We start from the raw sequence: 23,116 nt of genomic DNA, 5'->3' as shown, positions 1-23,116 counted from the left end.
CTGTGCCAACAGTTGAATATTGCGTTGCAGGCCTTGTGGCGCAGGGGGTGGAGGTTTTCAGCAGGGGTTTTTACGAGCGGCTGGCGGTGGGCCGCGTTCCCCCAAGGTTGGGGATTGGGGACAGGTAGTCCCAACCCAGTTTTAGAAGCAAACCGCTGTCAGCAACGCTATGACAACAACTTCGCTCGGCACGGGTTGGGAACGGGCAAGAGTGGGAGCGGACCACGGATAACACTTACTCTTTCGATTTGGATCTGCGCGGTTTACGTGGTTTTTTTTCAGGGCGCTTGCCGGGTTTGAGCTGCCAGCGATCGGCGTTGGCGAGCAGGCGCTGCTGGATTGCGGGTGGGTAGTCGCTCAGTGTCGTTACCGGTGGAACGGGTTTGCCAGGCATGCCAGCCTCGCGGATCACCTTCGGCCAGCGTGGTCGCCAGCACAGCAGCAGGCTGAGCCAATGCCCGGTGCCGATGATGACGAAGGCGGGCCAGATCATCAGCAGGATGACTTTGAACAGCCAGCTGCTTTTGCGGAAGAAGCGACCAAGGCCTTCGAACTGGGCGCTGAAGGCCTGGATGGGTGAGGGGAGTTGAGTGCTTAGGCGGGGGCGGGGGACGGCGTGTGGGCCTTCTTCCATGTAGCGGCGGATGAATTCCCATTCGTCACGCAGTTCGCTGCCGCCTTGGCCTTGTTTGCCGAGTAGGGCCATTTCCATGTGGGGGAGGCCGGTCCGGCTGGGGTGCCAGACCAGGCCGAGTCGCATGCCAAGGCTGAGTGCGTCATCTTCTGGGCTGATGGCTGTGCTTCCGGTGGTTTTCCAGGGGAAGGTTACGATACCGCCACAGTATTTCGGTCGATGGAGGTGAACTTGTTGAGTTTCTCGATTGAAGCGTACGAGCAGGTGACGGCTAGTCAGTATTTCTAGTCGTGTTAGGTGAATTCCGTACTTTGAATAAAGATACAATAAGGTTGAACTGACTGAAAGCATTATAAGTGTTGTGAGAAATGTGATTGCCGAGCGGCCCTCGGGGTCAGTAATATCCATCCATATAAATCCAGTGGTGGTGATGAGTGCGGCAGCAATGGCGGGGGCGATGGCGCCGAGCGTTGCGAGTGTAATAAGACCACGTTTTTCTTCTGAGCCACCACAGCGAATGTCTAAGAAAATGTCGTTAAAAGCGAATACAGGGCCTCTTGCGCGTGGGTTTTCACTGACGGATTGGAAGTGCACTTCCTCATCGAGATCACCCTCATAAAAATCCTGACCTATACGCTTTTCATTTGGTGTCAACTCTGACTCATATGCTTTGCGCTCGGCCTCGGACTCAGTAGCCATTTTCCAAAAGCCCCATTCGATCAAATACATTACAATACCTCGCTGAATGCTGAGTGTAGGGCCTTCAGTTCTTCTTGTTCTTCAAATGGTTTTGAATTTTTTGCAAGACGGAAGCTGCTGCGCTTGCACCACTTCTCCAAAGCATCGTCTTCAAATATGTAAATTATCACTGTCAGGACCAAGCCAATCCAGAAAGCGCCGAGAACTAGGCGGGCAAGTAGTAACCGAGCGGCTTGCGTTCCGAGTTTTTTTGCGAGTGATCCCAAGGACGCGGATAGCATCCTTACTAACTTGGCTTTGGCATTTTGAGAAAGGTAGTCGAAGAAAGGTTTTGCAACAGCAATGGCCGTTCCTAATTCGGCCAGCGATAGGGTTATTGTCGCCATTCCTCTTACGAGGTACGTCGTGGCCAAAAGCCTGGATTTTTTTTGAGTCTGTTTGATATGTCCAACGTGACTGTCGTTGAAATGTTCAAACCAATCCGCGAAATCCCACCACGCGAGCAGCGAACCTCCAACACTAGCCAATCCAGCTCCCCAGAGCTTCAATCGCCCTAAAGTGGCCGCAGCACCTTTTTTCCCAGTCACACTTTTAGCGCCATACCGTGTGACCACTTGATCCACATAGCTGGCCCCAATTTCAAAGCCCGCCGCAGCCGTGGTCATCGCGGCCGCCAGGAGTTCGGTCTTTATCCGCGCGTCACTGTCGGGCAATTCGCGGGCTTTGAACGCCATCAGCATGCCTTCCAGCAGGCACACTACGCCGGCGGCCCGTACCTTGTAGAAGTCACTCTTCTTGCTATCGGCCTGCATCAAACCCTCAGCCCAGGCCTGATCCAGGTAGCGTGCAATCTGGCCACCGCTGCGTTGTGGGTCAATGGGTTGCCCGCTGCGCGCAGCTTCGCTCAGGCGAATATCAACCGCCGTCTCATGCACCGAGGCAAACAACGTTAGGCGCAGGCCATGGTGCAGTGCCCGGTCTGCACTGTTGGGCGCGCCGGTACGCAGCACTTGTCGCCCCAGTGCAACGTACCAGGCATGCAGGCCGATGCTGGCCGTGTTGTTTCGCTTCTGCAGCTCCTCGTACAGCGAGTTGATACGCCCGAAGGCATTTGCAGCGATGTGCGCCTGGCGGGCGAGCGCCTCACGTAGCACGAACGACGACTGCGCAGGAGGCTCGGCCTTGGCCGCCTCCAGCAGCGCCGCAAGTTCGTCTCGGATGTCGTCCTGGTTGTAGGAGATGCCGCGTATTGCCAGGTTGCCCCGGTCGGCCACGTCGCTGCGCCACCAGTGGTCCAGCACCTTCGTGCCCCATTCACTCAGCTCCATGCCGATCACGCACTGGCCGGTCTGCTCGGCAAAGGCCAGGCCGTTGATCAGGTCGGCGTTGTCGTAGCGGTCCAGCGCTTGCAGCAAGCGTTGGCTGATTACCCAGCGGGCATGGTCCTTGGCGCGGTCTTCGGCAGCTTGCTGAGCTTGTTGCATGGCTTGCTCGAAACCGTCGAGCTGATCGTGCATGGCCTGGCGGTCGACCAGGTGGCCGTATTTCTGGTCGAACTTCTTGCTGAACTCGCCAGCGTCCTGACGGGCTTGGACCTTGGCACGGACGTCGCGCTCGAACTGCGCCAGGTGAGGCTTCATGCGTTCGTCGTGGGCATCGGCCTGCTGTCTGGCGCGTTCGGAAAATGCATAGATTTCAGCATGTACGTAGGGTTGGTTGCGTATGTTTTCCGCCATGACTTCGCGCTTGACGGCCTGGTCGGCCATCATCTGCGGGTAGAGCTTTTCGATCTCCAGGAACGATTGCGCCACCAGCAGCCTGCGCTCGTTGTCCACACCGGGTTCCACGATGCGTTGCAGCCACTTGGTCTTCACATCCTCGACAGCGGCGTTGCGCCAGGCGTTGAGCTCCTGGGTGATGCCGATAGCGTCTTCGATGACGATGGCGGCGCCACGGGGTTTGCTCTGGTTCAACAGCGGTGCCAGGGCCTGGCGTGAGGCGTGGGGCGAGACGATTTGGTCATTGTTGAACGGCTGCAGGTCCAGCAACGCCTGCAGGTCGGCATCGTTCTGGGCCTTGAAATCGGCAACCCAGCCCAGTTGATCGTGCTTGAGCACGTGGGGCTGTGGCGGGGCCTCGGAGGGCTGGATGAAACGGGCGATGTCGATGGCCGGCAGGCTGCTGCGGTATTCATCGTCGAGCAGGCGGTAGTTGTCGAGCATGCGCGGGGTGAGCGGAGAGGGGCTGAACAGCGGGCGCAGCTCCTGGATATCGTCGAGGTCGTAGAGGGTGATGGTCCAGCCGAAACTGCGGATGATGTCATCCAGGTTGCCAGCGAGGGGGGCAGGCTCCCAGGGAGCGTCGGCGCTGATGTACAGCAGCGAGCCATTGGGTGCGACGCGGTACTGGCTGTGCCACTCGTAGGCCGGGGCGCTGTGGCGCTTGATCAGCAGGTAGAGAAAGCCTTCGCGCAGCGGGCGGATGGCGTAGCTGGAGTGGGTCAACTCGCCGACGTCCTGGAAGGGGCTGAGGTAACCGGGCAACTTGGGCAGGCGGGCACGCTGTGCCGGGTTGCCGCCAATGGCGGCGTAGCGCAGGGGCAAAAGTTCAAAGCGGCGGGTGCAGCCGGCGACCGGGCTGTTGCGCAGGGCGGGGCGGTAGCCGGTGGTGATGCGCCTGCACAGTTCGAGGGTTTCGCTGAGTGAGTCCATGGTTGTTTGCCTCAGTCCTTGGTTTGCAGGTGTCGCTGCACGTTGTCCATCAGGGATGTCTGCTGCTCGCGGGTGGCGGCAATCGCCGCCTGCCAGGCCGGTGAGTTGCTGAGTTGTTCGCCACCGCGAGCCATCATGAGCACATAGCTGATAAGGTCGTCCTCACGGTCCAGGCCTTGCTCGCGCGCCTGATCCAGATAGTGCTGGATCAAGCCAACCCGCGTGCCGTGGCAAGCAGTAGCCAAGGCCAGGCAGGACGGCTCGTCCTTGAGCAACTCGGCAAGCTGGTAGCTCAGCGGGTCGCCCGCCAGTTCAGCCCAACACGCTTCGTTCAACGTGATTGGCGGGAGGTGTGTGGATTGAGGCTGGTCACCGCCGCAGATCTGCAGCCACAAACGCCTGCTAGGGTGCGCGACGGACGACCACCAGTGGTGGATAGGCGCCAGCCATTCGCTTACCCCAGGCAGTTCACGGTGCGTATCCAGCACTTGCAAAACTGCAGCCGTGTGAAAGCGCAGGAGGTACGAGTGGCCGTCAGCACCGGTAACGATGTTGGCGTGGCTCAAATGCCGGGCCAGCCGGGCGGGGGGAAGGGCGCTGACTATCCAGCCGCATACTGCGCCCGATGCACTTTGTTCAAGTTGCCATTGAAAATCATACTGGGCCGAGACATCCGAGCCGGGGCGCGAACCAAACAACCAGGGGCCCGCCGTGCGCAGGTTGCTGAACTGTGCTTGCTGCAGCAATGGCCAACAGCGGTCCGCGTAGTGCCCGGTCAGTCGCTCCTGCACCTCGGGTGTCAGATTGGCCATTTCTACGATGGCGCTCAGGCGATATCGGTCGGATACCCGCAACACCTCGACCATTGCTCTGACAAATGGGCTGGGCATCAGCTTGCTCCTTCCATGCGAATCATGTTGTGGCCGTCTGCGATCGCTTTCAGCAGGCAACTGAGACATATGGGTTCGCCGGGCTCAGGTACGCCAGGTGTTGAAGTGGTGCGATGACTCCCGGTTGCCTGCTGGTTGACCGGCCCCTTGAAGGCCAGCGCCAGGCCGTCCAGCGTGATACCGGCGCCATCGATTCGCAGCAGGCCCGCCGGGCTCCTGATGGTCAGGCTTTCACTGACCTGGATGTCATAGACCTTGGTGGTGTGCCGGATGGCTTCGCCGGTTTGCAAGGTGTTGTGACCGCCCACGACCTGTTCGAGGTGGCCGCCGATTTCTACCGTGTGGTTGGCCTTGGTGATGTCCTGTCGCTGATTCCCAACGTGTTCGATTCGGTCCTTGCCCGTGATAATGGTATGGGTGCGACCAATGCTCAGGCTGTCGTCGTTGCCAATTTCGTGTGTTCGGTTCTGGCCAATGCTGACGGACTCGTCCCGGGCAACGTCTTCGAGGCGATTCTGCCCAATCGAAATTGTCTCATCTCGTTCGACGCGTTCGGTGCGGTCGTTGCCCACTCGCGTGGACTCATCATTGCCGACCACATTGTTCTGGTCCCGCTGGGCATGAATGAACACTTCCTCTTTGCCTAACTCGTCTTCGAAACGCAGTTCGTTGAACCCATCCCCTTTATGGGTCTGGCTTTTGATGGTCATGCGTGTCTTGTGTTCGGGCAGGTCATAGGGCGGCAGCTGGTTGCCGCAGTAGGTGCGCCCGGTGATCATCGGCTGGTCCGGGTCGCCATTGACGTACTGGATGATCACGTCCTGGCCAATGCGCGGAATGGCCATCGAACCCCAGCTACCACCGGCCCAGCCCTGCGACACGCGTACCCAGCAGGAGCTGAACTCGTTGTTTTCGCTCTCCCGGTCCCAAGGAAAGCTGACCTTCACCCGGCCCCATTGGTCGCAGTAGATTTCCTCGCCCTTCGGCCCCACCACCGTGGCCATGTGCGGGCCGTCGATGCGCGGTTTGGGCAAGGGGGCCGGGCGCCATTCGGTTCTGCCGGGGACCAGCACGGCGTCCTGCTTGTAGCGGGTGCCTAGCTGCGCACCTGCTGCCTCTTCCTGCAGGCTGGTGAACTGGGTGCCCTCGTGGTGCACGCGGGTGACCCGCCAATGCAGGTTCAGGTCTTCGCGCGGGTGCTCGATCAGGGTGAAACTCAGCCCCGGTTGCAGGCGCACATCGTCGCCTTCCACCTCGGCCATGCGGGCATCATGGCGCAGGGCCGTGATGCGGGTGGCGGTGAAAGGCACGCCGACCGCCTCGCGCTTGTAGCGGCCGGGGTAGTCGAAGCGTTCGTAGGCGGTGGACTGGTGCGCCAGGTCGCCGCCCTCGGCGCGTAGCTCCAGGCGATAAGCCGGGTGGGTGAAGGTGTGGTCGCGCTGAACCTGGCGCGCGGTACGTACCTGCTCGCTGTAGCGCAGGTGGCGCAGGCAGGGTATTGCCTGATCGCCAGCACTGTTGGCGTGGTACAGCACCTGGTTGGGGTCGATGTCAGCCTGTTCGAAGAAACCTTCATCCTCGTCGTCGGCCTTGATGACGCCCTGGCTGATCTGCCTCAGCGCCAGCAGCCGGTCGGTGATGATCAGCGTGTGGCCTTTCGGCGTGTGCTCGAAGCGGTAGACGAGGCCCTCTTCGGCGGCCAGGCGAGCAATGAAATCGAGGTCGGTTTCACCGGCCTGCACGCAGAATTCGCGCACCTGGTGCTGATCGATGCACTTGAGCTGGTACGCATTCACGCCCTGGCGCTTGAGCATGATTTCGAGGATTTGCGATACGGTTTTCTGCTGGAAGATGCGCCAGTTCGAGCGCAACCCCGCACGGGCCAGCACGGGCTCGACCAAGGCGTGGTAGCGGGTGCGATGGAAGCCCGTTTCACCTTGGCTAAACGTGCTGACCAGGCCGTGCACATAGCGCAGCGGGCGCTCACCACGCCAAATGGTGAACAACACCGGTTTGTCGAGCAGTTGGCCAAAGTCGACAGCGTCTTCGAAACTGATCAGTTCCAGCTGCAACTGGAATGGTGTGCTGATGGCTTCATCCAGCTCGAACGACACCACTTCGAACTCGCTACGGCCCACCAGCGGCTGGAAGGTGAAGCGCAAATCGGATTGGCTAGACATGTGGTGCCCCCCGCTACTGCTGCAAAATGACGTTGAGCGATTCCACGACTTCGGCGGTGAGCCGGTCGAGACGGTAGCGGTAGTAGCTGTAAGCACAGACCATGGCGATGGCGGAGATCAGCAGCGGGCTCCACCAGGGCCACTCCCAGCGTCGCGAGCGGTAGGGACAATGAACGACGTTGCTGTAGGGGTCGCACACCTCTTCCGGCGTGGGGCCACGCAGTTCGCGAATGACCTTGTGCATGCGACTGATGAGGGCGTTGATGATCTCATCGCACTTCGGATCGAGGGCGTGCTTGCCCCTGAGCCCCAGGCAGAAGCAGTAATACAGAAACTCCAGCACATCCTGGAATTCCTTGGGCGCCTGCATGACCCGTTCGAGCAGCACGAAGACCTTCTCGCCGCCCTGGGTTTCGTCGTGGAAGATGCTCAGCAGCGGTTCATGGCTCCAGCACGAATTGTTGCCCCACGGGCGGCTCATCACGGCTTCGTCCAGGTGCAGGCACAAGGCGTAGGAGTAGACCTCCAGATGCGCGGTGGCATAGCCGTGCTGCCGCATTTCTTCGCGGATGTTGCTGACCTGGTTTTGCACGGTCTTGTGCACGTAGGCGATGTTGGGCAGCTCATCCAGCGTGCGCAGGCGAATGACCAGGCCGAACAGCGGGCTTGCTGCGTCGAGCATCAGGTTTTTGAAGCCGCCGCGCAGTTGGAAGTCCGGGTCGGCGGGGTAGCCGGGTAGCTCCGTTGCGTGCTCGGAACCCGCACCATCAAGAGGCGGCTGAGTACCGTTTATATCCTCAAGCAGGATTGGCTTTTTTTTGGTGGGCACTGGCTTGGCAGTGCCATCGGAGTCTTTGGACATCCTTAATCCTCGTCTATACCTAGGCCGAAATCGCGCAAGGACCGCGCACTTTCCATGCGATCGGGTGCAAGCATTTTTGCGAAAGCCTGAAGGTTAGCGAGGAACCAATTTATATGGGAGATTGAAACTTCCTAATCTCGTGTAGGAAGTTTCGCTTCAAGTTATTTTTAAATTATTATCTTCAGGCAAAGTATCACCGCCTTGTATGAGTCACATTTGTATTTTGTGGCGATCGGGCCGCTGCTACGAGGGCTGCAGCACAGCGGCGTCACCTATGGCCTGGTTTTGTTCAGGCGCCTGCAACGCGATGCGTCCATAGAAAAACAATGCCGTTGCCCAGGTTGTCAGCCAGACAAAGATCCCAGCCCAGAAGGTATGGGACATATAGTGCCAACCCTGCAGCACCCGGGTAGTGCCGTACACGAACCCGATCAACAAAATAGCCACCAGCAACTTGCGTGCATGCGCCCAGCGGTGACGAAGTGCAACGAAATACAGCGCCAACAAGGTAAACCCGCTGGAAGCATGGCCACCCGGCCAGCAACGGCCATCGCCGGCCTTGCTCCACAAGGAAAAGTTTTCGAACCATTCGACCCGGGCGTGTGAGCCGCCATACAGCGTGGTTTCCACGGGGCAATACACGCTGGTGTGGCTTTTCAGGTAATGAATCACGGTTGTGCTCAGCGCAAACGCCACCACAATAAACAGCAAGTCGCGGCGGTGTTGGGTGGTAAAACGCAGCACCGGGGCGATTCGGGCCTTTTCCAACACCCGGGTCAGGCCCCCTTGAGGGCGGTTGGCCAGGCGCGGCCAGATGAACGACAGCAGGCTGCCGATGACGGCCAGCTCACCCGTCCAGTCTGGCAGGATGCGCGGCCATTTGTGCGTGGCTTTCTCGAACCACTGGTTGTGCAGCAGCGGGAACTGCCCAGTGGCCGGGTCGAGCAGCAGGTTGCTAATCCAGCGATCGAGCTCCGTGAGGTCGAATGCCATGAACACGATGGCGGCCAGCAACAGCGGCAGCAGCAGGTTGTTGCGGTAGAAGGTGGCGCGGGAGGGCATGTTCAGAGTTCCTTGGCTTCAACGAGTTTGCGCCATTCACTGGCTGCTATCTGGCCCAGCATTTTCGCCTTGCCATCGCTGCCCTGGGTAATGAACAGGGCGCTGGCATAGCTGTTGGACATCGCGCTTGAGGGCACTTCAAGCGCCTGTTCCAGCCGCTCCATGCAGCCGCTGTGGCTGACCAGCACGAGGTTGTGGCCGTTTCGCTTGAGCGCCAGGGCGTTTTCGGCAAAGTCGCCGTCACACTGATTAAGCCAGTCTTGCGTGGCAATGGTTTTACCGAACATGGCGTGTGCGGTCTGCCGGGTGCGCACCTCCGGGCTGGCCCAGACATCGGCTGCGCTCAGGCCGAGGTGTTGCAGGCCGAGGCCTACATTGGCCGCCACCTGGCTGCCCGCGACCGTGATACCGCTGGGGTCACCCAGGCAGGCACCGCTGGAGCGGTCGCAGCGTTCAGCATGGCGCAGCACCACAATCACCGAGCCTTTCGCCCAGGCGGCCTCGAGCCCGCTGCGTTGCAGGTGATGCGGGTTGCCCAGGTTTGGGATGGCCATGTGGGCATGCGCCCAGGCTGCTGCCGCGCCCAGCACGAACAGCATGCACAGGACTGCCAATTGCGCCGCACCCCAAGGCAGTCGGTATACCTGCGCAAGCCGTGAGGCGGGGGATTTGTCGATAACGCCTTGCAGCATATTGCCACTCCAGTCAGCTCGCTCCATACGAGAGCGTCGGCACTGTAGGCGGTGGAATGTCGGCAGAGAGTGAGGCAGGTGTGAAAAAAGCCTTATCGGACAGCCGTACGGGGGTGGCTTGAGCTGTGATAAGTCAAGTATGAAACCGGTTTCAAAACATTTCTGAACGCGCTAGATTATTCGGCTGTCTTCTTGATGGCCTATCAAGATCACCCCCTAAAGAAATCAGATGGCGCTTTCCAAGGCCGCCGCACAGCCGAATGAGGACTTCCAATGCCTGAGCATGCCCCAGACAACCCGCGCAGGGATTTTCTGCGCAAGACCTTGACCCTGATCCCTGTCGTTACCGTGGCCAGCACAGGGCTGGGCGTGGGCGCCAGCCAGCTGCTTGCGGCACCGCAAGCGCATCAGCAACCCAACGTGCCGGCCATGCCACCCGCGGGCGACTATCAGCCGACGTTCTTCAGCGCCGAAGAGTGGGCTTTTGTCCAAGCTGCCGTGTCGCGCATCATCCCGGCCGATGAACTTGGCCCCGGCGCACTCGAAGCCGGCGCCGCCGAATTCATCGACCGGCAGATGAACACTCCCTATGCGACGGGTGCACAGTGGTACATGCAAGGCCCGTTCAACGCCGACGCGGCGCCCGAGCTGGGCTATCAGCTACAGCTCAGCCCACAACAGATCTACCGCCTGGGCATCGCTGCCGTGGACGGCTGGTGCAAAACCAACGGCGGGCAGCCTTTTGCTGCGCAAGATAGCGCTACCCGAGACCGTATTCTCAGCAAGGTCGAGGCAGGCGAGCTGGTGTTCGATACCGTTCCGGCCAAGGTGTTCTTCAGCTTGCTGGTGCAAAACACCCGTGAAGGGTTCTTCTGCGACCCGATCCATGGTGGCAACAAAGGCATGGTCGGCTGGACCCAGATCGGTTTCCCCGGCGCCCGCGCCGACTTCATGGACTGGGTCGAGCGCAACGAGCCTTACCCGTTTCCGGCTGTATCGATTCGCGGCAAGAGGGCTTGAAGCATGGCGACTGTGTTGAACAAAGTGGATGCCGTGATCGTCGGCTTCGGCTGGGCCGGCGCGATCATGGCCAAGGAGCTGACTGAAGCGGGTCTGCACGTGGTAGCCCTGGAGCGTGGGCCTATGCAGGACACCTACCCGGAAGGCAGCTACCCGCAGGTGATCGATGAGCTGACCTACAGCGTGCGCAAGAAGCTGTTCGTCGATGTATCGAAAGAAACCGTCACTGTCCGCCATAGCGTGAACGATGTGGCGCTGCCCAACCGCCAGCTCGGTGCCTTCCTGCCAGGTAAGGGCGTTGGCGGCGCAGGCCTGCACTGGTCGGGCGTGCACTTTCGGGTCGACCCGGTCGAGTTGCGCCTGCGCAGCCACTACGAAGAGCGCTACGGGCGCACGTTCATCCCCGAGGGCATGACCATCCAGGACTTCGGCGTCAGTTACGAAGAACTGGAGCCGTATTTCGACTTTGCCGAAAAGGTTTTCGGCACTTCAGGCCAGGCGTGGACCGTCAAAGGCAAGGTGGTCGGTGAAGGGAAGGGTGGCAACCCCTATGCACCGGACCGTTCCAACCCGTTCCCACTGCCTGCGCAGAAGAACGTTGTATCGGCCAGGTTGTTCGAAAAGGCCGCCACGGGCCTGGGCTATAAACCCTACAACTTGCCCTCGGCAAACACCTCCGGCCCCTACACCAACCCCTACGGTGCGCAAATGGGGCCGTGCAACTTCTGTGGTTTTTGCAGCGGCTACGTGTGCTACATGTACTCCAAGGCCTCGCCCAACGTGAACATTCTGCCGGCGCTGCGCCAGGTGCCCAACTTCGAGTTGCGGCCCAATGCCCACGTGCTGCGGGTGAACCTGGACGATAGCAAGCGCAAGGCTACCGGTGTGACCTATATCGATGCCCAGGGGCGCGAGGTAGAGCAGCCAGCGGAGCTGGTGATCCTGGCGGCGTTCCAGTTCAACAACGTTCGCCTGATGCTGCTTTCCGGCATTGGCAAGCCTTACGACCCGGTGAAGAACGAAGGTGTGGTCGGGCGTAACTTCGCGTACCAGAACATGGGGACGGTCAAGGCGTTCTTCGACAAGAGCACCTACACCAACAACTTTATCGGCGCGGGTGGCAATGGCATTGCCATTGACGACTTCAATGCCGACAACTTCGACCATGGCCCGCACGGCTTTGTCGGCGGCTCGCCGATGTGGGTGAACCAGGCCGGCAGCCGGCCGATTGCCGGCATCTCCAACCCGCCGGGCACGCCGGCCTGGGGCAGTGCCTGGAAGAAAGCCACAGCGGACTACTACACCCACCAGGTGTCGATGGACGCCCACGGCGCTCACCAGTCCTACCGTGGCAACTACCTGGACCTCGACCCCACGTACCGCGACGCCTACGGCCAGCCGCTGTTGCGCATGACCTTCGACTGGCAGGAGAACGACATCAAGATGAACCAGTTCATGGTCGGCAAGCTGAGCAAGATCGCCCAGGCGATGAACCCCAAGGCCATTGCCGTGCTGGGCAAGCAGGTGAAGGATCACTTCAACACCGCCAGTTACCAGACCACCCACCTGAATGGCGGCGCGATCATGGGCACCGACCCGAAAACCAGTGCACTGAACCGCTACCTGCAAAGCTGGGACGTGCACAACGTGTTCGTCCCGGGCGCTTCGGCGTTCCCGCAGGGGTTGGGGTACAACCCGACCGGGCTGGTGGCCGCGCTGACCTATTGGTCAGCCCGCGCCATCCGCGAGCAGTACCTGAAAAACCCCGGCCCGCTGGTTCAGGCCTGAGGAGCGATGAGCATGAAGACAATGTTGATCGCAACCCTGCTGCTGGGTGCCGGTACGGCTGCGCAGGCGGCCACCCATGACGATGCGCAGGTGCGCCAAGGTGCATACCTGGCCCGCGCCGGTGACTGTGTGGCCTGCCACACCGCCAAGGGCGGCAAGCCTTTTGCCGGTGGCTTGCCGATGGAAACGCCAATCGGCAAGGTGTATTCCACCAACATCACCCCGGCAGCCAGCGGCATTGGCCAGTACAGCTTCGAGGACTTCGACCAGGCGGTGCGCAAGGGTATCGGCAAGGACGGCAGCACCCTGTACCCGGCCATGCCGTATCCGTCATATGCACGGGTCAGCGAGCAGGACATGCAGGCGCTGTACGCCTACTTCATGAAGGGCGTGGAGCCGGTCGAGCAGCCGAACAAGGCCACCGACATTCCCTGGCCACTGAGCATGCGTTGGCCGCTGGCAATCTGGCGTGGCCTGTTCGCACCAGAGGCCAAGCCTTGGCAGGCCTCGGCGGCAGCCGACCCGGTGGTCAACCGTGGTGCGTACCTGGTCGAAGGGCTTGGGCATTGTGGCGCCTGCCATACGCCACGAGCGCTGACCATGCAGGAAAAAGCGCTGAGCCCTGCGGATGGCGAGCAGTTTCTGGCCGGCAGCGCTCCGCTGGACGGCTGGATTGCCAAGAACCTGCGTGGCGATCACCAGGACGGGCTGGGCAGCTGGAGCGAGGCGCAGCTGGTGCAGTTCCTCAAGACTGGGCGCAGCGATCGCAGCGCCGTGTTCGGCGGCATGAGCGACGTGGTCGAGCACAGCATGCAGCACATGACGGATGCCGACCTGACCGCGATCGCCCGCTACCTGAAGACCTTGCCGCCGAGCAACCCCGACGACCAGCCGCACGTCTACGACAAGCAGGTGGCGCAGGCGCTGTGGAACGGTGATGACAGCAAGCCTGGGGCGGCGGTGTACATCGACAATTGCGCGGCCTGCCACCGCACCGATGGCCGGGGCTACACCCGAGTGTTCCCAGCGCTGGCCGGTAACCCTGTGGTGCAAACCACGGATGCCACATCGTTGATCCATGTGGTGTTGGCGGGGGGCACGGTACCGGCAACGCATACCGCGCCGTCGACCTTCACCATGCCAGCGTTCGGCTGGCGCCTGAGTGACCAGGAGGTTGCCGAGGTGGTGAATTTCATTCGCAGCAGCTGGGGTAACCAGGGCGGCGCCGTTACGGCCAGTGATGTGAAATCGCTTCGCTGACCTCTTACGTGCATCCTGATGCATTGGGGGAGCGGGGTTAACCCGCTCCCTTATTCTGTTTCTTAAAATTACTGTTATATCAGTATTTTAAGTAGCTTATATAATCTCGAACATCATATCGGTTTGAACATTACTGACTAACGGTATGTTGACGAATTGCCACAGATTTGCTGTATTGAAACCGGTTTCATTGCAATCACAATAATCACAAGGACAACCCATGACCGACGCGCCTGCCCATGCCCGCGAACGGGTCACCATCAGCGAAGTAGCGCGTATCGCTGGCGTTTCCAAAGCCACCGTCTCCCGTTACATCGGTGGCGATCGTCAATTGCTGGCCGACGCTACCGCCAAGCGCCTGGAAGAGGTCATCGAGCGCCTCGGCTACCGCCCCAACCAGATGGCCCGCGGCCTCAAGCGCGGCCAGACGCGACTGATCGGCATGCTGGTGGCCGATATTCTCAACCCCTATTCAGTGGCCGTGATGCATGGCGTGGAAACCGCCTGCCGTCAGCACGGTTACAGCCTGGTGGTGTGCAACACCAACCGTGACGACGAGCAGGAACGTCACCACTTGGAGGCCCTGCAGAGCTACAACGTCGAAGGGTTGATCGTGAACACCCTGGGTCATCACCCCGGTGAACTGCTCAACCTGCAGCGTGACATCCCCATGGTGTTGGTCGACCGCCAGTTGCCCGAACTGAACGTGGACCTGGTCGGCCTGGACAATGCCGACGCGGTCGAGCAGGCCCTCGACCACCTGCAGGCCCAAGGCTACCGCGATATCCTGGCAGTCAGTGAACCCCTCGATGGCACCAGCTCACGCCTGGAGCGGGTGCAGGCGTTCGGCGCGTCGGTTAGCCGCCGGCCCGGCATGCGTCAGCAAGTACTGGAAACCAGCACGGGGCTGCAGGGCCAGCTGGCTTCGTTTCTCGCCCGCCATAGCCATGGCCCACAAGCCATCTTCACCTTCAACGGCGTAGCGACCTTGGCGGTAACCCGGGCCTTGCAAGAGGCCGGGTGCAACTTGTTTGCCGACGTCGGGTTGATCGCCCTCGACGACCTGGACTGGTACCCCTTGGTTGGCAAAGGCATCACTGCACTGGCCCAGCCTACCGAACGCATCGGTGAGGCGGCTTTCGAAAGCCTGCTCGGCCGCCTTCGCGGCGACAGCGGGGCAGCGCGGCGCATCGACTTCAAGGCCGACCTGATCGTCCGCGGCTCAACCCAACTCCAGTAAGCAACGGCAGGCCTGTGTCCGCCGCTGCCGATCAAAAATGAAACCGGTTTCATAAGGATAAAAACAATGCACCCGAACCCCGTTTCCATCAGCCTTTCCAGCTACGGTGCCGACTTTGTGCGGCAACGTGGCCAAGAGCAGTTCCTGGACTTGCTGGCAGCCGCTGGCGTTAGCCGAGTGGAATTGCGCGAAGAACTGTTCGCCAGTGCACCTGACGCATCCGCCCTGGGTGCGGTCATTGCCGCATTGCACCTGGAGTGCCTGTATTCGACACCCCTTGAACTGTGGACCACGCAAGGCATGCCCGATCCACTCCTGGTCCACAAGCTCGAAATCGCCCGAGCGGTTGGCGCGGTGGCGCTGAAGGTTTCACTGGGCCATTTCAATGAGCGCTGCGATATGGCGGTGCTGGCGGCACTGCTGCCGGCACATGGGCCGCTGCTGCTGGTTGAAAACGATCAGACCACCCAAGGAGGCAGGATCGAACCCCTGGTGGAGTTTTTCCAGAATGCCGAGCAGTTACGGCTGCGCCTGGGGATGACGTTCGATATCGGTAACTGGCAGTGGCAGGGTGAGGCTGCGGGGCAAGCCGCACGGCAACTTGGCCGTTGGGTGCAGTACGTGCACTGCAAGGCTGTGCAGCGCCGGGCCGATGGCCGCCTGGTTGCCATACCGCCCCAGGCGGCGGACCTACACGAGTGGGCAACGCTGCTGGCCGAGTTCGCGCCTGGCGTGGTACGCGCCGTCGAGTACCCCTTGGTTGGCGAAGACCTGCTGGCGCTGACCCGCGCCCAGGTGCGTAGCCTGTCTGCGCTGGGCGCGGAGCAGGAGGTGGCCCATGCATGAGCATGACGTGCTGTGTTTCGGCGAGACCATGGCCATGTTCGTTGCCGAGCAAACCGGCGACCTGGCCAGTGTCGAGCAGTTTGGCAAACGCATCGCCGGTGCGGACAGCAACGTGGCCATCGGCCTGGCGCGGCTGGGTTTCAACGTGCGCTGGCTGAGCCGGGTAGGTGACGATTCGCTGGGCCGTTTCGTGCTCGACAGCTTGCGCCGCGAAGGCCTGGACTGTTCTGGCGTGGAGGTGGACGCCAGCTACCCCACCGGTTTTCAGCTCAAGGCCCGCTGCGATGATGGCAGCGACCCGTCGGTGGAGTACTTCCGCCGTGGCTCGGCAGCCCGTCGGCTGTCGCCAGCGCTGATTCATTCAGACGTGCTGCAAGCACGCCATCTGCACGCCACCGGCATTCCGCCGGCGCTGTCGGACAGTTGCCGGGCGCTGTCCCACGCGCTGCTGGACGCCATGCGCGCAGCGGGGCGCAGTATTTCGTTCGACCCCAACCTGCGCCCCTCGCTGTGGCCTGATCAAAGCAGCATGGTGCGCGAAATCAATGCCCTGGCGACCAAGGCCGACTGGGTTCTACCGGGCCTGGAGGAGGGGCGGTTGCTGACTGGCCAGCAAACACCGGCGGACATCGCCGCGTTCTACCTTGACCAAGGGGTTGAGCTGGTCGTCATCAAACTGGGCGAGGCCGGCGCCTACTTTCGCAGCGCCAAGGGCGAAGGGCAGGTGGCGGCGGTGCCGGTCAGCCATGTGGTGGATACCGTTGGTGCCGGCGATGCCTTTGCCGTCGGCGTGCTCAGTGCGCTGCTGGAGGGCCGTGCAGTGGTTGAGGCCGTGGCGCGTGGTAACTGGTGCGGCAGCCGTGCCGTGCAATCGCGGGGCGACATGGAAGGCCTGCCGCTGCGCCACGAGCTGGAGGCCCACAACCTGCGCAGAAGCGCTTGACCCAACCAACCCCGAATCACCTGTTGCAACAAAAACAACAAGCTCAGGAGAAACAAACCATGCAAAGCCCAAGCCTGGCACCTCGCCGTTGGTGGTACATCATCCCAATCGTGTTCTTCACTTACAGCCTGGCGTACCTGGACCGCGCCAATTACGGTTTCGCCGCCGCCTCTGGCATGGCCGACGACCTGCAAATCACTCCCGTGCTGTCTTCGCTGCTGGGTGCGCTGTTCTTTCTCGGTTACTTCTTCTTCCAGGTGCCCGGTGCCATCTACGCCGAAAAGCGCAGCGTGAAGAAGCTGATCTTCGTCTGCCTGATCCTTTGGGGCGGCCTTGCCACGCTTACCGGTATGGTCAGCAACGTCTACATGCTGATCGGAATCCGCTTCCTGCTTGGGGTGGTGGAGGCGGCGGTCATGCCGGCAATGCTGGTGTACCTGTGCCATTGGTTCACCCGTGCCGAGCGCTCGCGTGCCAATACCTTTCTGATGCTCGGCAACCCGGTGACCATCTTGTGGATGTCGGTGGTGTCGGGGTACCTGATCAAACATTACGACTGGCGCTGGATGTTCATCATCGAAGGCCTGCCAGCTGTGATTTGGGCGTTCTTCTGGTGGCGCCTGGTGGATGACCGCCCGGCCCAGGTCAGCTGGCTGAGCGCACAGGAAAAGGCCGCCCTTGCGCAAGCACTGGCCGCCGAGCAGCAGGGCATCAAGCCAGTGAAAAACTACCGCGAGGCGTTCCGCTCGCCGCAGGTGATCATCCTGGCGCTGCAGTACTTCTGCTGGAGTATTGGCGTGTATGGCTTCGTGCTGTGGCTGCCGTCGATTCTCAAGCAAGCGGCGAACGTCGATATCGTGCAGGCCGGCTGGCTGGCCTCGGTGCCGTACCTGGCAGCGGTGCTGGCGATGGTGGGCGTGTCCTGGGCGTCCGACCGCCTGCAAAAACGCAAGCGTTTCGTCTGGCCGCCACTGCTGATTGCCGCCGTGGCGTTCTATGGCTCGTACGCCTTGGGCACTGAGCACTTCTGGCTGTCGTATACGTTGCTGGTGGTCGCCGGTGCCTGCATGTACGCACCCTATGGCCCGTTCTTCGCGATCGTGCCCGAGATCCTGCCGGCCAACGTCGCAGGCGGTGCCATGGCCCTGATCAACAGCATGGGCGCGCTGGGCTCGTTCGGTGGCTCGTGGCTGGTGGGCTACCTCAATGGCGCAACAGGCGGGCCTGGTGCCTCTTACCTGTTCATGTGCGGTGCGCTGCTGAGCGCAGTGGCGCTTACCGCTGCACTCAATACTTCCCAAATGTCTGGCCGGGCAAAGCGCGATAGCGCGCAACTGGCCGTGAACCCTTAGGACACTTGCAATGAAGAAGCGAATTGTTCTGTATAAACGCCTGCCCGCTGACTTGATGGCACGCCTGCAAGCGCGCGTTGAGGTGACCTGGGTAGATACGGCCCAGCCCGATGGCCTGGCCCGCTTGCGCGATGCGTTGCCGGGCGCACACGGGTTGCTCGGGGCCAGTGTGCGCCTGGATGCCAGCCTGCTAGACCTGGCGCCTCAGCTGGAAGTGGTGTCCAGCGTTTCGGTGGGCGTGGACAACTACGATGTTGCCGAACTCAGCCGCCGTGGTGTGAAGCTGACCAACACGCCCGACGTGTTGACCGAAACCACCGCCGACACCGGCTTTGCCCTGCTCCTGGCCACCGCCAGGCGGGTGGTGGAGCTGGCGAACTGGGTGCGTGATGGCCATTGGCAGGCCAACCTGGGGCCTGCGCATTTTGGCAGTGATGTGCACGGCAAGACGCTGGGCATCGTCGGCATGGGCCGCATCGGCGAGGCCTTGGCCCGGCGCGCATCCGCCGGCTTTGGCATGCGTGTGCTGTACCACAGCCAGCGCCCCAAGCCCGAGGTGGAGGCACGCTATGGCGCAAGCAAATGCAGCCTGGATGCCTTGTTGCAGCAGGCGGATTTCGTTTGCCTGACGGTGCCGCTGAACGCCAGCACCGAAGGCCTGATCGGCACACGGGAACTGGCGTTGATGAAGCCCGAAGCAATCCTGGTGAACATCTCGCGTGGGCGTGTGGTGGATGAACAAGCGCTGATCGAAGCGCTGCGGAACCGGCGCATTCGCGGCGCGGGGCTTGATGTGTTCGTGCAGGAGCCGCTGGCGACAGACTCGCCGCTATTGCAGCTCGATAACGTGGTAGCCACCCCGCATATCGGCTCAGCGACCGAGGAAACCCGCCAGGCCATGGCGCGTTGCGCGGTGGACAACCTGCTCAGCGCGCTGGCCGGTGAGCGGCCGTTGAACCTGGTCAACGGCTAGCGCGAACCCTGGTACTTGCACAAGGCCGCTCACACAAGTGAAGGCCCCGCAAGTCAAGTCATCGGCAGTTACCCGCCTTGCGGTAGCCCGCTGCCTGCGCTTCACCTTCGGTGGCGAACGTAACCTGGTTCTTCGCCGCCACCTGGTTGTAGCCCGGGCAGCCAACCGACAGGTGATAGACATGGCTGTTGCGGTTGCCTAGCACAGCCCCGACCGACTCGGCGCTGGCCAGGCTCGGTTTGGCCTCTGCCTTGGCGGCTTTCACTGGCACCGCTTGCACCACGCCGCTGCCAACCGGCTTGTAGTCGGCCGTCCACTTGCGTTCCCCGCTTACGAACGGGTTGGCATGCCCCATGATCGCGGCAATACGCCGGTCGCGTTCTTTCTCCCAGGCCGACACCGGGTGTTGCTTGTCCCAGGCCATCAGCAGCTGTTGCTGCTGGCGCGACATGCTCAGCTGGTAGCGGTCGAACATGTAGAACGTGGTGCGGGCCACCAGGCCTTTGACTTCATCACGCGGTTCGGCGGCGCGCTGGACGAAATCGACCTTGGTGCTGCATTGGCCGTATTCACCTGCATTGCCAGCCACCATGCCGTAATTGAAGTTGCTGCGGTCACCGTTGACCTCGCCCACGGCCGGGTACAGGTTGAACAGGTCGGCCTCCATGGCGCGGAATACCGGATCGTTGTCCACGCAATGTTCGCGGCCACCGTTCTTCCAGCACTGGCGCTGGTTGCCGAAGGTGTAGGCGGGCACGATGTGCTCCCACTCGGTACGCTCGGCGCGGTTCTGCTGCTTGCGCGTCTGGTAACCGCACGAGGCGGCATCGATACGCCCGCCGGACTTGCCCACCCAGGTCCACTTGCAACCGCAGTACAGGTCGCCCATGGCACTGCTGGCTTGGTCCAGGTACACCTTCTGCTTGGCCACCACCTTGGCTTCGGTGAAGGTTGCCGGCGGGTTGGCCAGGGCGGGCAGGGTAAAGGAAAACAATAAGGTTACGGCGTAAAGCAGTGATTTCATGGAGAAAACATATTTCAGATTGGGGCGCGCATTGTAATGCTTTCCCCGTTGCAGGCCAGCTCGCGAAGCCATACCAGTGGTCGGCCAGGGTGTTCGCTGGCCATGAGGCTGAAGGTGGCTGAGTCGAGCATGTCGCGCACCTGGGTGCTCATGCGCAACAGGCGCTCGATGAAACCGGCTGTGACGGTGCCGTAGTCTTCCAGGGAAATACCGCTTTGGTTGTGCTGGATTGCCAAGTGGTAGTGGCTCACCCCGGCACCGTCGCCACTGCCGCCCAGGACCACGGTGAAACGTGGGCCGAGCAGGCTGGCCAGGCGCTGTTGGACCAGGTCGAGCAGTGCCAGCGGTATTTCATCGTGCCGCAGTGTGGTGGGGAAGCAAGGGGTGAAGGGAGGCATAAGTGTGTCCTGCTGGGCGAGGTTCGAGTGCAGGTCAGCTTAGGCAATGTGACTGTCAACTTGGGTTAAGCGAGGGTAAAAGCGGGTAATGCTCCAGAGCGCTTCGCGGTCCCTGTAGGACCGCGCATGACGCTTGCCTTGCCGGCTTCAGAATGTCTGCCCCAGGGAGAACTGGAAAATCTGGGTCTCGGCGTTATCCGGCTTTTTCAACGGCGCCGCCAGGCTGAAGCTCAGCGGCCCCATCGGGCTGTACCAGGTCACGCCAACCCCCAGCGACACGGCCATCTGCGCCAGGTCGACGCTGCCACAGCCTTGGGTGGTGGACAGGTAGCAGGTGTCGGCATACACATTGCCCGCATCGACGAACAATGAGCTGCGCAGCTGGCTCTGGTCCTTCACGAACGGCAACGGGAAAATGTACTCGGCACCGCCGGTGATCAGGATATTGCCCCCCAGCACATCGGTGTCTCGGTCGGAGTAGTAAGCCTGGCCTGACCTTGCATAAGCACCGGTGGCCGGGGTGTTGCGTGGGCCGAGGGTGCCGTCCTTGAACCCACGCACCGAACCCTGGCCACCTGCGGTGTAGCTTTCATAGAACGGCAAGCCGTCGGTGGAGCCGTAGCCATTGCCATAGCCCAGGCTGGTGTGCAGGCGCAGTGCGGTGTTGTTGGTCACCGGCAAGTAGGCCTGGCCGTTGTAGTCCAGCTTGTAGAATGACAGGTCGCTGCCTGGGGTGGTGGCCATCAGCGTCAGGCTCTGCGAGTGGCCACGGGTGGCCAGTACGCCTTTATTGAGGGTGGATTCCGACCAGCCGATCGAGGCCTTGAGGTTGTTGAAACTCTTGCCCTCGCGGGAAATGAAGTCGTAGATCTCGTCGGCGCTGTAGGTGCCCGGCGAAAGGTCGTCGTGCTGCAGGGTGAGGCCGTAGCTCAGGCGCGAGGTTTCGCTGATCGGGTAGCCAAAGCTGACCCCGGCGCCGTAGCTGTTGATCGCATAATACGAAACGCCATCGTCGTAGTAATCGCTGTAGTCGGTGCTGTTGTAGAACAGGTTGTAGCCCAGGCTGACCCCGTCGGCGGTGAAGTAGGGGTCGGTGAAACCGAAGTTGTACTTGGTCTGGTATTCGCTGCGCGTCAGGCCGATGGCCACCTTGTTACCGGTACCGAGGAAGTTGCTCTGGCTGATCGAACCACCGAGGATCAGGCCGGCGCTCTGGGCGAAACCGACGCTGGCGGTGATCGAGCCGGAGGCCTGCTCTTCGACGCTGTAGTTGACGTCGACCTGGTCGTCGGTGCCCGGCACCGGTGGGGTCTCGACGTTGACTTCCTTGAAGAAGCCCAGGCGCTCCAGACGGGTCTTGGACTGGTCGATCAGGTAGGTCGAAGCCCACCCGCCTTCCATCTGGCGCATTTCGCGGCGCAGCACTTCGTCTTCGGTCTTGGTGTTGCCGCGGTAGTTGATGCGGTTGACGTAGGCACGCTTGCCCGGGTCGACCACGAACATGATGTCGACCGTGTGGTCCTGGTCGTTCGGCTGTGGCACGCCGTTGACGTTGGCGAAGGTGTAGCCTTCGTTACCCAGGCGGCGGGTGATCAGCTCGGAGGTGGTGGTCATCACCTTGCGCGAGAACACCTGGCCTGGCTGCACCAGCAGCAGCGACTTGACCTGGTCTTCCGGCACCTTGAGGTCACCGGACAGCTTCACGTCGCGAACGGTGTACTTCTCGCCTTCGTTGATGTTGACGGTGATGTAGACGTGCTTCTTGTCCGGCGTGATGGACACCTGGGTGGAGGCGATGTCCATGTTGATGTAGCCGCGGTCCAGGTAGTAGGAACGCAGGCGCTCCAGGTCACCGGAGAGTTTTTCACGGGCGTACTTGTCATCGTTCTTGAAGAACGACAGCCAGTTGGTGGTCTTCAGCTCGAACAGCTGCCCCAGGGTTTCATCATCGAACACGTTGTTGCCAACGATGTTGATGTGCTGGATGGCGGCGACGGTGCCTTCGTTGATCTTGATCTTCAGCGCCACACGGTTGCGCGGCTGCGGCACCACTTCGGCGTCGACCTCGGCCGAGTAGCGGCCCTGGGCCACGTACTGGCGCTGCAGCTCGTTACGCACACCTTCGAGGGTGGCACGCTGGAAGATTTCGCCCTCGGCCAGGCCCGATTGCTTCAGGCCCTTCATCAGGTCTTCGGTGCTGATCGCCTTGTTGCCTTCGATCTCGATGCTCGACACCGACGGGCGCTCGACCACGTTGATGATCAGCACATTGCCATCGCGGTTCAACTGGATGTCCTGGAAGAACCCGGTCTTGAACAGGGAACGGGTCGAGTCCACCAGGCGGCGGTCATCGGCCTGGTCGCCGACGTTCAGCGGCAGGGCACCGAACACACTGCCGGCGGAAACCCGCTGCAGGCCGTTGACGCGGATGTCGGCGATCCTGAAGGGGGAGGCCTGGGCCAGCGTGGCTTTCAGCAACAGGATGGAGAGCAACAGGCGCGGGTAGTTCATCGGGGGTTCCAGACAAGCGGATTCGGAGTGC

The 23,116-nt window shown here is 61.4% G+C and carries 18 protein-coding genes; 8 read left to right on the top strand and 10 right to left on the bottom strand.

The features are described 5' to 3' along the window. Positions 1-235 precede the first annotated feature (235 nt). The 7 genes from Q9451_RS17385 to Q9451_RS17355 all read right to left on the bottom strand — a co-directional run bounded on the left by Q9451_RS17385 (position 236) and on the right by Q9451_RS17355 (position 9,730). Positions 236-1,363, bottom strand: coding sequence for a DUF6708 domain-containing protein (locus tag Q9451_RS17385; protein ID WP_012272194.1), 1,128 nt, complete (start codon positions 1,361-1,363; stop codon positions 236-238). After that, positions 1,363-4,044: a T6SS effector BTH_I2691 family protein gene (locus Q9451_RS17380; protein WP_012272195.1), complete on the bottom strand. Its 2,682-nt coding sequence runs from the start codon at positions 4,042-4,044 to the stop codon at positions 1,363-1,365. Before Q9451_RS17380 ends, Q9451_RS17385 begins: the two co-directional genes overlap by 1 nt. A gap of 11 nt (positions 4,045-4,055) precedes the next feature. Further along, positions 4,056-4,934 (bottom strand): DUF4123 domain-containing protein, encoded by an 879-nt coding sequence (locus tag Q9451_RS17375; protein ID WP_012272196.1) that lies wholly within the window; start codon positions 4,932-4,934, stop codon positions 4,056-4,058. Continuing rightward, positions 4,934-7,114, bottom strand: a complete 2,181-nt coding sequence (gene tssI, locus Q9451_RS17370) for a type VI secretion system tip protein TssI/VgrG (RefSeq protein WP_345960691.1) — start codon at positions 7,112-7,114, stop codon at positions 4,934-4,936. The genes Q9451_RS17375 and tssI overlap by 1 nt, the downstream gene beginning before the upstream one ends. A 13-nt stretch (positions 7,115-7,127) precedes the next feature. Then, the gene (icmH, locus tag Q9451_RS17365) at positions 7,128-7,976 is read right to left on the bottom strand and encodes a type IVB secretion system protein IcmH/DotU (RefSeq protein WP_012272198.1); all 849 of its coding nucleotides are present in this window, start codon (positions 7,974-7,976) and stop codon (positions 7,128-7,130) included. Between the two features lie 243 nt (positions 7,977-8,219). Further along, positions 8,220-9,038 carry a phosphatase PAP2 family protein gene (locus Q9451_RS17360; RefSeq protein WP_012272199.1) on the bottom strand — a complete coding sequence of 273 codons (819 nt, stop codon included), beginning with the start codon at positions 9,036-9,038 and terminating at the stop codon, positions 8,220-8,222. Between the two features lie 2 nt (positions 9,039-9,040). After that, positions 9,041-9,730 (bottom strand): histidine phosphatase family protein, encoded by a 690-nt coding sequence (locus tag Q9451_RS17355; RefSeq protein WP_012272200.1) that lies wholly within the window; start codon positions 9,728-9,730, stop codon positions 9,041-9,043. A gap of 273 nt (positions 9,731-10,003) precedes the next feature. On the opposite strand from Q9451_RS17355, the gene Q9451_RS17350 reads away from it, so the two are divergent. The 8 genes from Q9451_RS17350 to Q9451_RS17315 all read left to right on the top strand — a co-directional run bounded on the left by Q9451_RS17350 (position 10,004) and on the right by Q9451_RS17315 (position 19,152). Continuing rightward, positions 10,004-10,750: a gluconate 2-dehydrogenase subunit 3 family protein gene (locus Q9451_RS17350; protein ID WP_012272201.1), complete on the top strand. Its 747-nt coding sequence runs from the start codon at positions 10,004-10,006 to the stop codon at positions 10,748-10,750. Between the two features lie 3 nt (positions 10,751-10,753). Beyond that, complete coding sequence (locus Q9451_RS17345) at positions 10,754-12,538, top strand: GMC family oxidoreductase (protein ID WP_012272202.1); 1,785 nt, start codon at positions 10,754-10,756, stop codon at positions 12,536-12,538. Between the two features lie 12 nt (positions 12,539-12,550). Continuing rightward, on the top strand, positions 12,551-13,798 hold the full coding sequence (locus tag Q9451_RS17340; protein ID WP_012272203.1) for a cytochrome c: 1,248 nt from the start codon (positions 12,551-12,553) through the stop codon (positions 13,796-13,798). 220 nt (positions 13,799-14,018) lie between these two features. Beyond that, positions 14,019-15,038: a transcriptional regulator PtxS gene (ptxS, locus tag Q9451_RS17335; protein ID WP_012272204.1), complete on the top strand. Its 1,020-nt coding sequence runs from the start codon at positions 14,019-14,021 to the stop codon at positions 15,036-15,038. 66 nt (positions 15,039-15,104) lie between these two features. Further along, on the top strand, positions 15,105-15,884 hold the full coding sequence (locus Q9451_RS17330) for an AP endonuclease (RefSeq protein WP_012272205.1): 780 nt from the start codon (positions 15,105-15,107) through the stop codon (positions 15,882-15,884). Continuing rightward, positions 15,877-16,827 carry a sugar kinase gene (locus Q9451_RS17325; protein WP_012272206.1) on the top strand — a complete coding sequence of 317 codons (951 nt, stop codon included), beginning with the start codon at positions 15,877-15,879 and terminating at the stop codon, positions 16,825-16,827. The genes Q9451_RS17330 and Q9451_RS17325 overlap by 8 nt, the downstream gene beginning before the upstream one ends. 59 nt (positions 16,828-16,886) lie before the next feature. Further along, on the top strand, positions 16,887-18,179 hold the full coding sequence (locus tag Q9451_RS17320) for an MFS transporter (RefSeq protein WP_012272207.1): 1,293 nt from the start codon (positions 16,887-16,889) through the stop codon (positions 18,177-18,179). Positions 18,180-18,189: 10 nt separating this feature from the next. After that, positions 18,190-19,152, top strand: coding sequence for a D-glycerate dehydrogenase (locus Q9451_RS17315; protein ID WP_012272208.1), 963 nt, complete (start codon positions 18,190-18,192; stop codon positions 19,150-19,152). A gap of 58 nt (positions 19,153-19,210) precedes the next feature. Here the strand turns inward: Q9451_RS17315 and Q9451_RS17310 are convergent, their stop codons facing one another. The 3 genes from Q9451_RS17310 to bamA form a co-directional block, all read right to left on the bottom strand. Beyond that, positions 19,211-20,176 carry an endonuclease gene (locus Q9451_RS17310; RefSeq protein ID WP_012272209.1) on the bottom strand — a complete coding sequence of 322 codons (966 nt, stop codon included), beginning with the start codon at positions 20,174-20,176 and terminating at the stop codon, positions 19,211-19,213. 14 nt (positions 20,177-20,190) lie between these two features. Continuing rightward, positions 20,191-20,574: a hypothetical protein gene (locus Q9451_RS17305; RefSeq protein ID WP_012272210.1), complete on the bottom strand. Its 384-nt coding sequence runs from the start codon at positions 20,572-20,574 to the stop codon at positions 20,191-20,193. A 147-nt stretch (positions 20,575-20,721) separates the two neighbouring features. Further along, entirely contained in the window at positions 20,722-23,085 is a 2,364-nt protein-coding gene (bamA, locus tag Q9451_RS17300) for an outer membrane protein assembly factor BamA (protein WP_041166490.1), read from the bottom strand. Between the last annotated feature and the right edge of the window lie 31 nt (positions 23,086-23,116).

Source organism: Pseudomonas sp. NY8896, assembly GCF_039634505.1.
Note: the sequence above shows the minus strand (reverse complement) of the source record. Positions and strands in the feature narration are given on the sequence as shown.

Coding starts and splice junctions, on each gene's coding strand:
- Q9451_RS17385 (WP_012272194.1), bottom strand. CDS start 1,363: ATGTATTTGATCGAATGGGGCTTTTGGAAAATGGCTACTGAGTCCGAG.
- Q9451_RS17380 (WP_012272195.1), bottom strand. CDS start 4,044: ATGGACTCACTCAGCGAAACCCTCGAACTGTGCAGGCGCATCACCACC.
- Q9451_RS17375 (WP_012272196.1), bottom strand. CDS start 4,934: ATGCCCAGCCCATTTGTCAGAGCAATGGTCGAGGTGTTGCGGGTATCC.
- tssI (WP_345960691.1), bottom strand. CDS start 7,114: ATGTCTAGCCAATCCGATTTGCGCTTCACCTTCCAGCCGCTGGTGGGC.
- icmH (WP_012272198.1), bottom strand. CDS start 7,976: ATGTCCAAAGACTCCGATGGCACTGCCAAGCCAGTGCCCACCAAAAAA.
- Q9451_RS17360 (WP_012272199.1), bottom strand. CDS start 9,038: ATGCCCTCCCGCGCCACCTTCTACCGCAACAACCTGCTGCTGCCGCTG.
- Q9451_RS17355 (WP_012272200.1), bottom strand. CDS start 9,730: ATGCTGCAAGGCGTTATCGACAAATCCCCCGCCTCACGGCTTGCGCAG.
- Q9451_RS17350 (WP_012272201.1), top strand. CDS start 10,004: ATGCCTGAGCATGCCCCAGACAACCCGCGCAGGGATTTTCTGCGCAAG.
- Q9451_RS17345 (WP_012272202.1), top strand. CDS start 10,754: ATGGCGACTGTGTTGAACAAAGTGGATGCCGTGATCGTCGGCTTCGGC.
- Q9451_RS17340 (WP_012272203.1), top strand. CDS start 12,551: ATGAAGACAATGTTGATCGCAACCCTGCTGCTGGGTGCCGGTACGGCT.
- ptxS (WP_012272204.1), top strand. CDS start 14,019: ATGACCGACGCGCCTGCCCATGCCCGCGAACGGGTCACCATCAGCGAA.
- Q9451_RS17330 (WP_012272205.1), top strand. CDS start 15,105: ATGCACCCGAACCCCGTTTCCATCAGCCTTTCCAGCTACGGTGCCGAC.
- Q9451_RS17325 (WP_012272206.1), top strand. CDS start 15,877: ATGCATGAGCATGACGTGCTGTGTTTCGGCGAGACCATGGCCATGTTC.
- Q9451_RS17320 (WP_012272207.1), top strand. CDS start 16,887: ATGCAAAGCCCAAGCCTGGCACCTCGCCGTTGGTGGTACATCATCCCA.
- Q9451_RS17315 (WP_012272208.1), top strand. CDS start 18,190: ATGAAGAAGCGAATTGTTCTGTATAAACGCCTGCCCGCTGACTTGATG.
- Q9451_RS17310 (WP_012272209.1), bottom strand. CDS start 20,176: ATGAAATCACTGCTTTACGCCGTAACCTTATTGTTTTCCTTTACCCTG.
- Q9451_RS17305 (WP_012272210.1), bottom strand. CDS start 20,574: ATGCCTCCCTTCACCCCTTGCTTCCCCACCACACTGCGGCACGATGAA.
- bamA (WP_041166490.1), bottom strand. CDS start 23,085: ATGAACTACCCGCGCCTGTTGCTCTCCATCCTGTTGCTGAAAGCCACG.